This window comes from Burkholderia gladioli, assembly GCF_000959725.1.
GTDB lineage: Bacteria > Pseudomonadota > Gammaproteobacteria > Burkholderiales > Burkholderiaceae > Burkholderia > Burkholderia gladioli.
The window spans coordinates 1,697,984-1,712,775 of the sequence record NZ_CP009323.1; the positions used below are offsets into that span (position 1 = coordinate 1,697,984).

15 protein-coding genes are annotated in these 14,792 nt (G+C 71.6%); 5 read left to right on the forward strand and 10 right to left on the reverse strand.

Features of this window, described 5'->3' with window-relative positions; genetic code table 11:
* Nucleotides 1-72 precede the first annotated feature (72 nt).
* Nucleotides 73-1,035, forward strand: a complete 963-nt coding sequence (locus BM43_RS41925; protein WP_174490195.1) for a hypothetical protein — start codon at nt 73-75, stop codon at nt 1,033-1,035.
* 9 nt (nt 1,036-1,044) lie between these two features.
* Here BM43_RS41925 and mug read toward each other — a convergent pair whose 3' ends face one another.
* Entirely contained in the window at nt 1,045-1,620 is a 576-nt protein-coding gene (gene mug / locus BM43_RS24520) for a G/U mismatch-specific DNA glycosylase (protein WP_017921415.1), read from the reverse strand.
* A 226-nt stretch (nt 1,621-1,846) separates the two neighbouring features.
* On the opposite strand from mug, the gene BM43_RS24525 reads away from it, so the two are divergent.
* Nucleotides 1,847-2,041, forward strand: a complete 195-nt coding sequence (locus BM43_RS24525) for a hypothetical protein (protein ID WP_036048623.1) — start codon at nt 1,847-1,849, stop codon at nt 2,039-2,041.
* On the opposite strand, the gene BM43_RS24530 is transcribed toward BM43_RS24525, so the two are convergent.
* Nucleotides 2,038-3,651, reverse strand: a complete 1,614-nt coding sequence (locus BM43_RS24530; protein ID WP_036048621.1) for a methyl-accepting chemotaxis protein — start codon at nt 3,649-3,651, stop codon at nt 2,038-2,040. The two genes, BM43_RS24525 and BM43_RS24530, sit on opposite strands and share 4 nt — an antisense overlap.
* A 491-nt stretch (nt 3,652-4,142) precedes the next feature.
* Nucleotides 4,143-4,733 (reverse strand): TetR/AcrR family transcriptional regulator, encoded by a 591-nt coding sequence (locus BM43_RS24535; RefSeq protein WP_013696249.1) that lies wholly within the window; start codon nt 4,731-4,733, stop codon nt 4,143-4,145.
* A 150-nt stretch (nt 4,734-4,883) separates the two neighbouring features.
* On the opposite strand from BM43_RS24535, the gene BM43_RS24540 reads away from it, so the two are divergent.
* Nucleotides 4,884-5,930, forward strand: a complete 1,047-nt coding sequence (locus BM43_RS24540; protein ID WP_036048619.1) for an aldo/keto reductase — start codon at nt 4,884-4,886, stop codon at nt 5,928-5,930.
* A 71-nt stretch (nt 5,931-6,001) separates the two neighbouring features.
* Here BM43_RS24540 and BM43_RS24545 read toward each other — a convergent pair whose 3' ends face one another.
* Nucleotides 6,002-6,925 carry a carbon-nitrogen hydrolase family protein gene (locus BM43_RS24545; protein ID WP_036048617.1) on the reverse strand — a complete coding sequence of 308 codons (924 nt, stop codon included), beginning with the start codon at nt 6,923-6,925 and terminating at the stop codon, nt 6,002-6,004.
* Nucleotides 6,926-7,086: 161 nt separating this feature from the next.
* Between BM43_RS24545 and BM43_RS24550 the strand changes: the two genes are divergently transcribed.
* Entirely contained in the window at nt 7,087-8,121 is a 1,035-nt protein-coding gene (locus BM43_RS24550) for a LysR family transcriptional regulator (RefSeq protein WP_036048616.1), read from the forward strand.
* A gap of 431 nt (nt 8,122-8,552) precedes the next feature.
* On the forward strand, nt 8,553-10,169 hold the full coding sequence (locus BM43_RS24555) for an acid phosphatase (protein ID WP_042285470.1): 1,617 nt from the start codon (nt 8,553-8,555) through the stop codon (nt 10,167-10,169).
* 95 nt (nt 10,170-10,264) lie between these two features.
* Here the strand turns inward: BM43_RS24555 and BM43_RS24560 are convergent, their stop codons facing one another.
* From BM43_RS24560 to BM43_RS24585, 6 genes are all read right to left on the reverse strand, one after another.
* Entirely contained in the window at nt 10,265-10,888 is a 624-nt protein-coding gene (locus tag BM43_RS24560; RefSeq protein WP_036048614.1) for a LysE family translocator, read from the reverse strand.
* Between the two features lie 67 nt (nt 10,889-10,955).
* Nucleotides 10,956-12,056, reverse strand: a complete 1,101-nt coding sequence (locus tag BM43_RS24565; protein ID WP_036048613.1) for an aromatic ring-hydroxylating oxygenase subunit alpha — start codon at nt 12,054-12,056, stop codon at nt 10,956-10,958.
* An 11-nt stretch (nt 12,057-12,067) separates the two neighbouring features.
* Complete coding sequence (locus BM43_RS24570; protein WP_042285434.1) at nt 12,068-12,742, reverse strand: acetyltransferase; 675 nt, start codon at nt 12,740-12,742, stop codon at nt 12,068-12,070.
* A complete protein-coding gene (locus BM43_RS24575; protein WP_036048611.1) occupies nt 12,742-13,506 on the reverse strand; it encodes an SDR family NAD(P)-dependent oxidoreductase in 765 nt (254 codons plus the stop codon). The genes BM43_RS24570 and BM43_RS24575 overlap by 1 nt, the downstream gene beginning before the upstream one ends.
* Nucleotides 13,503-14,564, reverse strand: coding sequence for a ketoacyl-ACP synthase III (locus BM43_RS24580; protein ID WP_025100008.1), 1,062 nt, complete (start codon nt 14,562-14,564; stop codon nt 13,503-13,505). The genes BM43_RS24575 and BM43_RS24580 overlap by 4 nt, the downstream gene beginning before the upstream one ends.
* 2 nt (nt 14,565-14,566) lie before the next feature.
* Nucleotides 14,567-14,788 carry an acyl carrier protein gene (locus tag BM43_RS24585; protein ID WP_013696259.1) on the reverse strand — a complete coding sequence of 74 codons (222 nt, stop codon included), beginning with the start codon at nt 14,786-14,788 and terminating at the stop codon, nt 14,567-14,569.
* Between the last annotated feature and the right edge of the window lie 4 nt (nt 14,789-14,792).

The following is a 14,792-nucleotide window of genomic DNA, read 5'->3' on the forward strand; positions in this document are numbered from 1 at the left end:
CGCGCGGGCGGCCACGATGGCGCGCGCCCGGATTTCGCGCGTTCCGGGCGGGCTGCTTCGCGGGGCGCGCCGGTGGCGGGTCGACGGCAGCCTCGACGGCCGCTTTGCGGGCCGCGCGGACAGCGCGGCTACGCCTATATCGCGCTGCTGATCGGCATCGCCATCGTCGGCGTGGCGGCGGCCGCCACCATCCAGCTCGGCGCGCTCTACCAGCGGCGCATGGCCGAGAAGGCGCTGCTCGAGGTCGGCGGCGCGTTCCAGCGCGCCCTGCTCAGCTACGCCGACGCCACGCCGGCCGGCCTGCCGCGCCAGCCGCGCACGCTCCAGGACCTGGTGCACGACCCGCGTTATCCGAATCCGGTACGCCACCTGCGCCGCGTCTATGCCGATCCGCTGACCGGCAAGGCCGACTGGGTGCTGGTGCGCTCGCCCGACGGGCAGACCATCGTCGGCATCCACAGCGCCTCGCGCGCGCGGCCGATCCAGCTCAAGCTGTTTCCCGAGGAATTTCGCGGTTTCGAGAATCGGCGCAGCTATACGCAATGGGTGTTCGTCGCGCGCCGGCCGCTGCTCGCGGTGGGCGGGCGCGCGCCCAACGCGGGCGTGCCGGCCTCGCCCGACGGCACGCCGCTGCCCGATGCGCTGCCGCCCGGCGGCGTGACGATGCCCGGCGGCATGACGGCCGGCGATCCGGTGGCCGGCAAGGCCGACGATGACGGTTTTCCGGACAACGGCTGGCCGAGCGGCGATGGTTTCTCGACGGGTGGCGGGTTTGGCGGCGGGAATGGATTCGGCAGCGGCAATGGTTTTGGTGGCGGCAGCGGCTTCGCGAATGGCGGCGCTTCGGCGAACGGCGGCGGCTTTTCGAACGATGGCGGTTTTTCCACCGGCGGCGGGTTCTCGAACAGCGGCGGTTTCTCGAATGGCGGCGGTTTTTCGAGCAGCGGCGCTTATTCGTCCGGCAACGGTTCCTCGGTCGGTGGCGGTTTCTCTTCAGGCGGCGGCTTCTCGTCGGGCTACGGCGCCAATCGCTGAGCCGCGCGCTCAGGCGCAGTCGCGATCCTCCTGGCCGAGGCGCCAGGCCGCGAGTTCGGCGGCCATCGCGAGCCGCAGCGCCGCATAGGCCTCGACCAGCCGGTCCAGCGTGAAGGCGCGGTTGAGCCCGCTCGGGTTCGGCAGCACCCAGGCGCGGGCGGCCTCGAAGCGCTCCGGCTGCTCGCCCCATTCGATCTCGCGCCGGCCCGCGATCGCCGCATAGGCCGGCTTGCCGAGAAAGGCCACGGCACCCGGCCGGAAGTACGCGATCTTGGCGCGAAACGGCGCGACGGCATCGCTCATCTCGCCCGCCGCGAGTTCGGTGGCGCGCCGCGTCGCGCGCGTGGCCATCGCCGTGATCCCGCAGCCCTCGCGCAGCAGCGCGCGATCGTCCTCGGCGCGCAGCCGCTCGGCCGTGAAGCCGGCGCGGTGCAGCGCCGGCCAGAAGCGGTTCGAGGCCGAACCGAAGTTGTGCCCCGATTGCGCCGCCAGCGGGCTCGGGTTGATCCCGCAGAACACCACGGGCAGGCCGGGCAGCAGGACGTCGAAGGGGGAGAGGGAGACGGGCGGGATGGGCGGGTTCAAGGCGGGCAATCCAGGCGGGAGCGGAAATCGGACGATCCGTAATGTAGCCTGCGACGGCGCGTCAGGTTCGCGAACGCGCCGGATTTGATGCAATACCGGTCCGGCTCGTCGAGCCGATCACCGCATCGAGCGATCCGCGCTTCGCGGTACCCGATCCTCCACCTTTCACTCATCAGGCGATCCTCGGGCCGGCACGCAGGCGGCGAGGCGCATTGGGCCATCAGCCATGATCGACCACCAGGCAAGCAAGACAAACCGGCATGTCGGCAGCGATTTCGACGCATTTCTCGCCGAAGACGCGATGCTCGAAACGGCAACCGCGATCGCCATGCAGCGCGCCGTCGCCTGGCGAATCGAGCAGGCCCGCCGCCTCGGCGTACCTGCGATGACGGCCCGCGCGAACGCGCCCCGAACCTCCTAGCCCGGCATCCCCGCCAGCTCCCCCATCGGCGCGAGCGCCGCATCCATCGCGGTGCGGAACACGCTGACCGTCTCCAGCAGCCGCTCGGCCTGCGAGACCAGCATCTCGGTGGCGGTGCTCGACTGCTCGACCAGCGCGGCGTTCTGCTGGGTGCTGTCCTCGAGCTGCTCGATCATGCCGCGCACCTCGCCGATGCGGTGTGTCTGCAGCCGGCAGGTGTCGTTGATCTCGCTCATGATCGACGTGACGTTGCGCGAGGACTGGATCACCTCGGCGATGGTCGAGCCGGCCACTTCCACCAGCCGCCCGCCGTCGCTCACGCGTGCATTGCTGTCGCGCACCAGCGACTTGATCTCCTTGGCCGCCGCCGCGCTCTTCTGCGCCAGGATCCGCACCTCGCCCGCCACCACCGCGAAGCCGCGTCCGTGGCCGCCCGCCTTGGCCGCCTCCACCGCGGCGTTGAGCGCGAGGATATTGGTCTGGAAGGCGATCGCGTCGATCACGCCGATGATCTCGCCGATCCGGTGCGAGGAGCTGTCGATGTCGCGCATCGTGTCGACCACCCGGCCCACCGCGTCGCCGCCGTTGCCGGCCTTGGACGAGGCCTGGTTGGCGAGTTCGTCGGCATGGCTGGCGTTGGAGGCGTTCTCGGAGACGCTCGCGTCGAACTCGCCGAGCGCGTGGGTGGCCTGCTCCAGCGCCACCGCCTGCTTGCTGGTGCGCGCGCTCAGGTCGTTGGTGCCGTGCGCGATCTCGCGGCTGGCCTGCACCACGCCATCGGCCGCCTCGCGCACGCGCGCGACGATCTCGGCCAGGCTGTCGCGCATCTTGGTGACGGCCGCCATCACGCTGGCCTCGTCTTCGCCGCGCGCCGGCGAGGGCACCGACAGGTTGCCGCCGCGGATCGCCTCGGCGAACTCGATCATCTCGCGCGGATCGGCGCCGAGCGTGGCGGCGATGTTGCGCGTCACCAGCCAGGCGATGCCCAGCCCCAGCGCGCAGGCCAGCGCGGTGATCGCGGCCATCACGATCTTGAACTCGCGGCTGATCTCGCGCGCCTCCAGCCCCTCGTTGGCGCTCAGCGATTCCTCGAAGTCGATCATGGTGTTGATGGCCGCCAGCCAGGCCACCAGCGCGGGCCGCGCGCCGTCGAGCAGCACCTTGCGCGCCGCGTCGGACTGGCCCTGCGTCTGCAGCTCGATCACCTGGTCGATCAGCGGCATGGCCTGCGCCTGCGCGCGGCGGATGCCCTGGTAGATCGACTTCTCCTCGGGAGAGACGTTGTCGCTGGGCAGGAACACGGTCTCGAAGGGCCGGGCCGATTCCTCGTAGTCGCGCTGCAGCTTGCGGATGTGCTCGACCACCGTCGGCAGCTCGTCGGGGCCGACCAGGATCACGTCGCGCAGCGCGATCGAGCGGTCGTGCACGCTGCCGCGGAAGTTGATCGCGTAGCGTTCCTTCACGCCGTTCAGGTCGATGATGTCGTCGAGCCGCTCGCGGATGTTCTGCACCTGCACGATCGCGATGATGGCCAGCGCCACCATCCCCAGCAGCAGCATGCCGAAGCTGAGTACGAGCTTGCCGCGCACACTGCGAATCCGAATCTTCATGTGTTTCCCCGTTGGTCTGGACTGGTCTGGTCTTGTGTGATGCCGCGCGGCCCCGTCCCCAGGCGCTGGGCGAGGCACGCATGCGGCGGCTCGGCTCTAGACTGCCGTGCCGGCCATCATGCAAACGACTCGATACGTCTGTTTATTCCGTTTTTTTGGCGATTCGGTTACAGCGGGCTTCAAATTCAGTCGCGGCGGGGTGGGGCAAGGGAGCTTGGGGGCGGCGGGCCATGCCGGGCGACGGCGCGCGCCGTCGCCGGGGCGGCTAACAGAAGCGGCTGACAGAGGCCGCTAACAGAAGCGGTTGATAGAGGCGGCTGGGAGCGCCGCTGCTCGAGATCGGTAATCAAGAGCGATGGTCTGCAGGAGGAGCGGCGGGGCGGCCCACGGAAGTGACCGCCGGCCAGGGCTGGCAGGGGGCGGCCGACGAGAGGGCACGGCAGGAGCGGCGAAAGGCGGCCGGCAGGAACGGCCGCCGGCCCGCCGCCGCCTCAGGCGTCCGAGGCGCCGTGCTCGATGCCGGCCAGCACCGCGCGCACCGAAGCCAGCAGCTCGTCGGACAGCGCCGCGTCCACCTTGGCGATCGCGCGGGCCGCGGCCACCGCGCCGATCTGCGCGGCGATGGTGGTGAAGGCGATGCGCCGCCGCTGCTCGGCCGGCAGGGCCGGGTCGATGCTGGCCTCGACGATCTCGGCCATCCCCATGAAACCCTCGGTGAAGCTGGCGCTGACCGCCTCGCCCTGGCGCGCCGCCTCGCTGGCCGAGGCCGCCAGCGGGCAGCCGACCAGCGAGTCGCGCATGCGCGCCGAGAACAGGAAGTCGAGGTGGCGCTCCAGATCGGGGGCCTCGCCTGCCGAGCGCGTCATCGAATCGAGGCTGGCCTCGAGCCCACGGGCCATCGCGGCGGCGGCCAGCGCCTCCTTCGAATCGAAATGCGCATAGAGCGCGCCGTGCGTGAGCCCGGCCTCGCGGCCGATGTCGGCCACGCCCACGCCGTCGATGCCGTGCTCGCGAAACAGCCGGCTGGCCGCCTGCAACAAGGCTTCCCGGTTTTCCGCCGCCTTTTCCTTCGATACCCGCATGAGCCGCTCCCGCAAGAATGTGCTTGATTTTAGTTACGGTCACAATTAATGTCACTAACATTGCGACTGCAATCAAAAACCGGAATCCGCGGCGGCCGACGCGGGCTCCGGTGTCTTCTCACCGTTCCCTCCACGCAGGATCACACCGACATGCGCTATTCCCTGTTTGGCAAGCACACCGGGCTGCGAGTCTCCGAACTCGTGCTCGGTGCCGGCAATTTCGGCACGCGCTGGGGCCATGGCGCCGAGCCCGACGAAGTGCGTCGCATGCTCGACGCCTATGCCGAGGCCGGCGGCAACTTCATCGATACCGCCGACAGCTACCAGTTCGGCCAGTCCGAGGAACTGCTCGGCGAGCTGCTGCAAGGCCGCCGCGACGATTTCGTGCTGGCCACCAAGTACACGCAGCGGGCCAGCCCGAATGACGGCATCCTGGTCACCGGCAACAGCCGCAAGGCGATGATCGCCTCGGCCGAGGCCAGCCTGAAGCGCCTCAAGACCGACCACATCGATCTCTACTGGGCGCACATGGACGACCAGGTCACGCCGCTCGAGGAGATCGTGCGCGGCTTCGACGACCTGGCGCGCGCCGGCAAGATCCTCTACGCCGGCTTCTCCGATTTCCCGGCCTGGCGCGTGGCGCGCGCGGCCACCCTGGCCGAGCTGCGCGGCAGCCTGCCGATCGCGGGGCTGCAGGTGGAGCACAGCCTGGTGCAGCGCGCCACCGAGCAGGACCTGCTGCCGGCCGGGCGGGCGCTGGGGCTCGGCATCGCGGCCTGGTCGCCGCTGGGCGGCGGGATGCTGACGGGCAAGTATCGCCAGGGCGAGAAGGGGCGCCTGGAGGGCCTGGGCGGGCGCGTGTTCCAGCCCGAGGACAGCCCGCAGCGCAGCGCGATCCTCGACGCGGTGCTGGAGACCGCGCGCGAACTCGGCGTGAGCCCGGGCGAGGTGGCGATCGCCTGGGTGGCCGCCAAGGGTTCGCTGCCGATCATCGGGCCGCGCAGCCTGGCCCAGCTCGAGAACAACCTGGCCGCGGCGAAGCTGCGCCTGCCGGACGAGCTGATCGCGCGGCTCGACGCGGTCAGCGCGCTGCCGCCGGTGTTCCCCTACACCATCATCGACAGCGAGGCGACGCGGCAGCGCATCTCGGGCGGCAAGTACGCGCTGCTCGACCTGCCGGCCGAGCCGGTGGCCTGAGCGGGCGGCCGGGCGCGGCGCGGGTTGCTCCGGCTGGTCGCGCCCGGCCCCTGCCTCGCCTCGCAGGGCATTCAGCCCTCGAACTTCACGCTGCGCCTGGCGCGTTCGTCCACCGTCAGCGAGAACACGTCGGGCCGCGCGTAGTGGCCGGTCACGTCGAGGTCGTAGCGGGCGCGCACCAGCTCGGCCGTGTCGACCTCGGCCACCACCAGGCCGGTCTCGCCCTTGAGCGGGCCGGCCAGCACCTCGCCGAGCGGCCCGACGATCACGCTGCCGCCGTTGATCAGCGGCCGTTGCGGGTCCCAGTCGGGCACCTCGATGCCGAGCTCGGCGGGCGAGGGCTGCACCTGGCAGGCCGACACCACGAAGCAGCGTCCCTCGTGCGCGATATGGCGCATCGAGCTCTGCCAGATGTCGCGCTCGTCGACGGTCGGCGCGCACCAGATCTCGACGCCCTTGGCGTACATCGCCATGCGCAGCAGCGGCATGTGGTTCTCCCAGCAGATCGCCGCGCCGGCCAGCCCCGCCGCGGTGGGCACGGCCGGCAGCGTGGAGCCGTCGCCCTGCCCCCAGATCAGCCGCTCGGTGCCGGTCGGCATCAGCTTGCGATGTTTGGCGACCAGCCCGCCGACAGGATCGAGGAACAGCGCCGTGCAGTAGAGCGTCGCGCCGGCACGCTCGATCACGCCGATCACCAGCGAGGCGCCGGTGCGCGCCGACAGCTCGGCCAGCGCCTCGGTCTCGGGGCCCGGCACGTCGATCGCGTTGTCGTGATAGCGCGCGTAGGCTTCGCGGCCCTCGGGCAGCCGGTAGCCCAGGCGCGTGCCGAAGATCTCGCCCTTCGGGTAACCGCCCAGCAGCGCCTCGGGCATCACTACCAAGGCGAGTTCCCGGGCGCGGATCGCGTCCTCCCAGGCGAGGATGCGCTGGAGCGTGTCGGCCTTGCCGAGCGGGGATGCGCCTATCTGCAGCGCGGCGATGCGGGATTGCGTCATGGAAGCCTCCAGGGCGGGCGAAGGTGGCGCGGCGGCGCGGCCGTCGCGATATCGATGTGGAGCGTGGCGGCCGGCTTTCGCATTGCCGCCGATTCCCGCTCCGATGTCCGTATCATGGCGCGATGCCTTGCCCGGCAACACCTGCCGGGCCACTTTCCGATATGAATCCGATGAATATCGCCGACGTCGACCTGAACCTGCTGAAAGTCTTCGAGGCCCTGTTCGACGAGGGCGGCGCGAGCCGCGCGGCGATCCGGCTCGACCTCACGCAGTCGGCGGTCAGCGCGGCGCTGCGGCGACTGCGCGAGCTGTACGGCGATCCGTTGTTCGTGCGCACCGGGCGCGGCTTGGCACCCACCGCGCGGGCCCGCGAGCTGGAGCCGCTGATCGGCGAGGCGCTCGAACGCTGCCGCCAGAGCCTGGCCTTCGGCGCGCCGGCGCCGGCCTCGTTCGCGGGGCGCGCGGTATCGGTGGCGATGTCGGACGATTTCGAGATCGCCTTCGGCGGCCGCCTGATCGCGCGCGTCGCGCAGCTCGCGCCGGGGCTGCGTCTGATCTTCCGGCAGACTCACAGCCAGATCGTCGGCGATGCGCTGGCCAATCGCGAGATGGACCTGGCGATCGCGGCAGGCGGCTTCGCCACGCGCGGGCTCGGGCATGTGGCGCTGGGCAATGGCGGCTACGCTTGCCTGGTCGATCCCTGCCACGCCGCAGGCGGCGATGCGAATCCAGGTGGAAGCGGCGCGCCGTATCGCCATTCCGGCCGGGGTTCCGCCCGCATCGGCGCGAACGACGCAAGCGGCGGCCCGCCGGCCGATGACGCGGCCGCCCGCGCGGTGCTGAGCCTCGACGATTTCCTCGCGCGCGAGCATGTGCTGGTGTCCTCGGGCGGGGTGGTCGGGATCGTCGACGAGGCGCTGGCCGAGCTGGGCCGTCGCCGCACGGTGCGCGCCTCGACCACGCATTTCGCGGCGCTGCCCTTCCTGCTGCGCGGCACGCCGGCGGTGGCCACCATTCCGTATCACGCGGCGCAGGCCATCGCGCGCCTCGGCGGGCTGCGCCTGGCGGCCTGTCCGCTGGCGCTGCCGGCTTATCCCGTTGCGCTCGGCTGGCGCGTCAGCGCCCTGAAGGATGCCGCGGTGGCCAAGGTGCGCAATGCGATCGTCGAGTGTTTCGAGGGATTCGGGCGGAACTGAGCGAGCGCCGTCGCGCGCGGGGCCCGGCGGCGGCGCAATGGCCGGGATCTCGACGGTAGCGCTCGGTGCCACGCTCGCCGCATTTGCCGCGGCATGCCCGGGCGCCTCCTCGGGCGCGCGGCAAGCGGTCCGCCGCAGGCTCGCATGCGCCCCGTGCCGCGAAAACAGCCATTGTCATGTTGCAGCGGTTACCATCGGCGGGTTCCTCGTTGTCACGAAAATGTCACATGGTTTCGGCAAGACAAGGACGAGGACAGCCCGAACCGCACCAGCCCGGCAGGGCACCCCAACTGGAGGATGACGACGTGACCGACCCGATCGACCCGACCACCCGCCCGGGCCAGCAACCGGCCGATCCCGAGGCGCGGCCCGGCCTCGCCGATGCCGCTCGCGATGCCGCGGGCCCCGACGATCCCGAGCGGCGCCGCGCGCTGGGCGGGATCGCCGCGCTGGGCGCGAGCTTCGCGCTGGCCGGCTGCGCCACCCAGCCGGGCGCGGCCGCCACGCCGCCGCGCAGCGAGGCCGAGTTGCGCGCCGATCGCGCGCTGCGCGAGCAGGTCCGGCAGATCGTGGTGATCTACGCCGAGAACCGCAGCTTCGCCAATCTCTACGGCGACTTCCCCGGCGTGCAGACGCCGCTGTCCTCGGTGCCGCCCGAGCGCGCCGCCCAGCTCGACCGCGACGGACGCACGCCGCTGCCGCGCCTGCCGGCGATCTGGGGCGGGCTGGTGCCGCAGGCGCAGGAGGTGGATGGCAAGCGCTACATGATCGCCGAGCGCGACATCCAGGGCTTGAAGAACGCGCCGTTCCGGATTCCCGACGCGCAGGGCAAGCCGCTGCCGAACGGCGTGATCACGCGCGACCTCTGGCATCGCTTCTACCAGAACCAGATGCAGATCAACGCCGGCCGCAACGACCAGTTCGCGGCCTGGGCCGATTCGGGCGGCCTGGTGATGGGCCACTACCGGAACTCGGCCGAGACGCTGCGGCTCTGGCAACTGGCGCGCGAATACACGCTCTGCGACAACTTCTTCATGGCCGCCTTCGGCGGCTCCTGGCTGAACCACATGTTCCTGATCTCGGCGCAGGCGCCGTTCTATCCGGACATCGCCAGCAGCCCGGCCAAGCACCTGGCCTCGGTGGTCGAGGGTGACGACCCGGCCGGCACGCGCCTGAAGCAGGCGGGCGACTCGCCGGCCTCGGCGCTCGACGGCCCGCCAAAGTTCGTCAACGACGGCCTGTTCACACCCGACGGCTATGCCGTCAACACCATGGCGCCGCCCTACCAGCCCAGCAACGTGCGCCCGCCCGAGGACGGCAACCCGGCCTATGCCGATCCGTCGAACCCGCGCGTGCTGCCGCCGCAGCGCTACGCGACCATCGGCGACCGGCTCTCGGAGAAGGGCATCGACTGGGCCTGGTACTCGGGCGCCTGGCAATACGCGATCGAGCACCGCGACACCGGCATGGTGCCGGACTTCCAGTACCACCATCAGCCCTTCAACTACTTCGTCAACTACGCGCCCGGCACCGAGGCGCGGCGCCGCCACCTGCGCGACGCGGGGCTCGGCGACGATCCCTCCACCAACCGGCTGCTGGCCGACATCGACGCCGGCCGGCTGCCGGCGGTCACCTTCTACAAGCCGCAGGGCAACCTGAACATGCATGCCGGCTACGCCGACGTGGAATCGGGCGACCGCCACATCGCGACGGTGATCGAGCACATCCGTCGCGGCCCGCAATGGGCCAACACGGTGATCATCATGACCCACGACGAGAACGGCGGCTGGTGGGACCCGGTCGCGCCGCCGCAGGGCGACCGCTGGGGCCCGGGCTCGCGGATCCCGGCGCTGGTGATCTCGCCGCTGGCACGGCGCGGCCATGTCGACCACACCTTCTACGACACCAACTCGATCCTGCGCTTCATCAGCCGCGTGCACGGGCTCGCGCCGCTGGACGGCGTGGCCGCGCGCGATCGCGCCTTCGCCGCGCGCGGCGCGACGCCGCCGGGCGACCTGAGCAACGCGCTCGATCTCGGCCAGGCCTGAGTGTCGGCGCGAGGCACGCGTCGCCGACGCTGGCGACGCGACCTGAAAAAAGGGCAGCCCGCGAGGGCTGCCCTTTCGTTTGGCGCGCCGCGCGCTCAGTGATGCGACATGCGCAGCGTCAGCGCGCCGGCGCCGATCAGCACCGCGCCGCCGCCATAGCCGAAGCGCCGCTGGGCGGCCGCGCCGGTCAGCCGCGAGGCCGCGTAGCGCGCCAGGCGCGCGTAGCAGGCGGCGTTGAGGGTGGCGATGCAGACGAAGGTCGGCAGCAGCACCAGGCATTGCGAGGCGAAGCTCTGGTGCGGCGAGACGAACTGCGGCACGAAGGCGACGAAGAACACGATGCTCTTGGGGTTCAGCGCGGTGACGGCGTAAGCCGACAGGAAGCGGCGGCGCGTCGATTTCGGCTCGAGCGGCACGCTCTGCCGGCCGCTGGCGCGCGCCTGCAGGATCGAGCGCAGTCCCAGCCAGATCAGGTAGGCGCCGCCGGCCAGCTTGAGCGCGGTGAAGGCGGTGGACGAGACCGCCAGCAGCGCGCCGGCGCCGGCCAGCGAGACCGCCATCGCGGTGGTGTCGCCGGCGCTCACGCCGGCCACCGTGCTCCAGGACGAGCGCTCGCGATTGGCGAGCGAATCGCCGATCACCAGCAGGATGGTCGGGCCGGGAATCATCACCAGCAGCAGACTCGCGCCGGCGAAGGCGAGCCAGGTTTCGAGGGTCATCTTGGGCTCCGCGGGGAAGGGGAGCCGTCAGTGATCCATGCCGCGAGCGGGCTTGTCAAGCGCCGATTCAGCCCGCCGAAACCACCGGAACGACCGGCCCGGCCGGCGCGGCCGAGACAGCCGATACCGAGGCGATCGGCGCGGCGCGCCGCAGCGTGGCGTCGAAGGCGCGGCAGGCGGTGCGGAAGTGATCGATCTTGACCTCGGTGTCGGCCGCGAATTCGAGCGGCGCCATCGACCAGGCGTCGCGCGGCAGGCGCCGGCAAATCGCGTGGTCCTCCTCGAACACCTGGCGGTTGAGGCGCGTGGTCGAGGCCAGGAAGGGCTCGACGATCGCATCGGCCTGCGCGCCCACGGTGGGCGCCGCGTAGAGGCGGCTCGTGAAGCGCGCGAGATCGGCGCCGCCGCCCGCCGGCAGGAAGTGCTGCAGCGAGTACGAGTAGCCGTAGGTCGACGAGATCATCGTGAACGGGAACAGGTACAGGCTCAGGTAGCCCTCGTACTGGAAGTCGATCGCGAACAGCCGGCGCAGCTTCGCCAGCTGGTTGCGCTGGCGCGCCGCGCCCAGCGGCGCGAACCAGGCGGAGTTGGCGCCGTGCAAGCGGTTCTCGCCGTCGTCCAGCGCCAGCGTGCCGAGCGTGCCGGGATGGACCGCGCCGATATGGTAGGGCTCCAGCGCGTTCTCGACCGCGAGCGGCCAGTAGCAGCCGTAGTCGTAGCGGTTCAGGTCGACGCGCCGGTCGATGTTGAACGAGATGTCGGCAACCAGCTGCTCGAACTCGCCGAGCTGGGTCGACAGGTCGGTGGCGGGGCGCATGCCGACGAACAGGAAGTCGCCGCACCAGTCGAGCGCGTAGCGGTTCAGCGCGGCCTGCTCGATGCGGCAGTGGCGGAAGCGCTCGCGCCCCGGGATGATCAGCTGGCCCTGGCGATAGGTCCAGCCATGGTAGGCGCAGCTGGCCGCCTGGTTGCCGCTGTCCTCGAGGTAGAGGCGCGCGCCGCGATGGGGGCAGCGATTGTCGAACGCGACCAGCTCGCCGCCGTCGTTGAACACCACGATCTCGCCGGCGGCGCTGTCGAAGCGCACGAAATCGCCATCGGCGGGCAACTCCCGCCGATGGCCGAGCAACTGCCAGTGGCGGGCGACGAGTTCACGGTCGAAATCCATGATCGAACCTGTCAAAGCCGTTTCGCGGGGGCCGCGTACAGGGTCGCGCCCTCGGGCACCCTGCGCATCACCACCGCGCCGGCGCCGATCCGCGCGTCGGCGCCGATCGTCACGCGCGGCAGCACGCGGGCGCCCGAGCCGAAGAACACGCGCTCGCCCACCACCACATGGCCGGTGAGGTCGACGTGCGAGCTGAGCGTGGCATAGGCGCCGAGCGTCACGTCGTGGCCGACGCTCGACAGGATGTTGACGGCGGCGAAATCGCCGATCCGGCAGTCGGCCGACAGCACGGCGTTCGGGCAGATCACCACGCCGATGCCGAGCCGGGCGCGTCGCGCCACCACGGCGCTGGGGTGGCGCAGCGAGCCGAAGCGCGCGCCGCGCGCGGCCAAGCGGGCCACCACCTCGGCCTTGGCGCGCGGCTCGCCGATCGCGAGCAGCACCGCGTCGCCCTCGGCGGGCTGGTAGGCGTCGATGTCGCCGTGCCAGTCGAGCGCGTAGCCGAAGCCGGACAAGGCTTCGGGATCGACATCGAGGAAGCCCGTCACGCGCGGGCCGAGCCCGGCGTCGGCGGCGTCCTCGGCCCAGTTGATCAGCTCGCGGGCGAAGGCGCCGCCGCCGGCGACGATGTAGCGCTCGGCGTGGATGGCCGGTTGCGGGGCGGCGCGCTCGAGGATCTCGCCCATCAGCGCACCCGGTAGCCGCCGTCGACCGCCAGCGCGGTGCCGGTGATCCAGCGGCTCGCCCCGGACAGCAGGAACAGCGCGGCGCCGGCCACGTCCTCGGGCTCGCCGAAGCCGAGCAGATGGCTCGATTCGTAGGCGGCCACGGCCTCGTCGGGGCTGCCGCGCGTCAGGCGTTCGTGCATGGCGGTGCGCACCGCGCCCGCGGCGATCGCGTTGACGCGGATCCGGCGCGGCGCCAGTTCGCAGGCGAGCGAGCGCACCAGGCCCTCGATGCCGGCCTTGGCGGCCGAGTAGGCGGTCATGCCGACCTGGCCGGTGCTGGCCGCCACCGAGGACATCAGCACCAGCGAGGCGCCGTCCTCCATCACGCCCTTGCGGGCCGCCGCGCGCGCGATGCCGAAGGCGGCGAACAGGCTGGCGCCGAAGGTCTCGTCGAGCTGGGCCTGCCGGGTCATGCGCGCGGGCCGGATCAGCTCGGTGCCGGCGGCATGGAACACCCCGCGCAGCGGGCCATGCAGCTCGGCGAGCTGGGCGACCCAGTCGGCGCAGACGTCGGCGTCGTCGAGCGCGTGCGCGGCGGCCACGTGAGCGTTGCCGGGCAGCGCGTCGAGCGTGGCGGCCAGCCGTTCGGCGTCGCGCCCGCCCGCGATCACGCGGGCGCCCGCCCCGGCGATCGCCAGCGCGGCGGCGCGGCCGAGTCCCGACGAGGCGCCGGTGACGAGATAGGTGCCGCCCGCGAGGCAGCGTTCGGAGAAGACGGTCATGATTCGATGGTGTCGACGACGGCGAGCGGCCCCGTCAGCAGGGAGGCCGAGGCCCAGGAATAGCCGACGCCGAAGCCGAACATCGCCAGGCGCATGGCGCGCGTGGCGAGCGCCTCGCGAAGCTCGGTCGTCATCAGCAGCGGGATCGAGGCGCAGCTGGTATTGCCGTAGGCGTTCAGGTTGATGGGCACGCGCTCGGCGGGCAAGCCGGCCTTCTTCACCAGGTGCTTGAGCATGAACAGGTTGGCCTGGTGGAACAGGAAGGCATCGTGGCCTTGCGCGCCGTGGCCGGCCAGTTCGAGCGTGCGCGCCACCAGCGGCGGGATGCGCCTGAGCGTGAAGTTGAAGATCTCGCCGCCGTCCATGAACAGATGGTCGGGCGAGCGGCCGACCAGGCGCGCGTCGTCGGTCGGCGTGCCGCGGCAGCCGCCGGCCGGCACGATCAGGTTGGGCACGCCGCCGCCGTCGGCGCCGATCACGAAATGCGCGTCCTCCGCCTCGGGATCGGCCTCCAGCGCGGTGACGGTGCCCGCGTCGCCGAACAGCAGCGCGGTGGCGCGGTCCTCGGGATCGACCAGCTTGCTGATGGTGTCGCCCACCGCCAGCAGCACGCGCCGCGCCGCGCCGCTGCGGATCAGGTTCATGCCGAGCCAGAGCGCCTGCGGGTAGGCCGAGCAGCCGAGGTTGATGTCGAGCGCGATCGAGGCGGCTGGCAGCCCCCAGGCGGCCTGCAGCACGAAGGCCGTGCCCGGCAGCCGGTAGTCGGGCGTCTGCGACACGAACAGCACCGCGTCGACCTGGTCCGGCCGCCAGCCCAGGCCGCGCAGTAGGTGCTCGCCGGCCGCGCGGCACAGGTCGGCGGTGGTCTGGTGCTCGGCCGCGCGGCGGCGCCGCTCGACGCCGATCATCTTGACCACGTCGCGCACGGCCGCCTCGCCGAAGCGCTCGACGAACGGCTGGTTCGACTGCTCCTGCGCGGGCAGGCAGGACACCACGCCGGCGAGGCGGGCGCCGCCGGCGCGCAGTTCGCGGCCGGCCGGGGCGAGCGGCGCGTCCAAGCTCAGCCCTTCTGCGCCTGGACCAGCGCCTCGATATCGGCGACGGTCAGGCAGTTGCCGAGCGCCTGGCCGTTCAGCAGCACGCCGAAGCAGTCGTCGGCCAGCGCGATGGTCGAGACGATCGCCAGCGAATCCCAGTTGTGGTCGGCCAGCACCAGGGCCGGCGAGACCTCGGCGGCGTCGATTTCGAAGACTTCCGCGAGTCCTTCGTAGAATGCGTTCATTGCG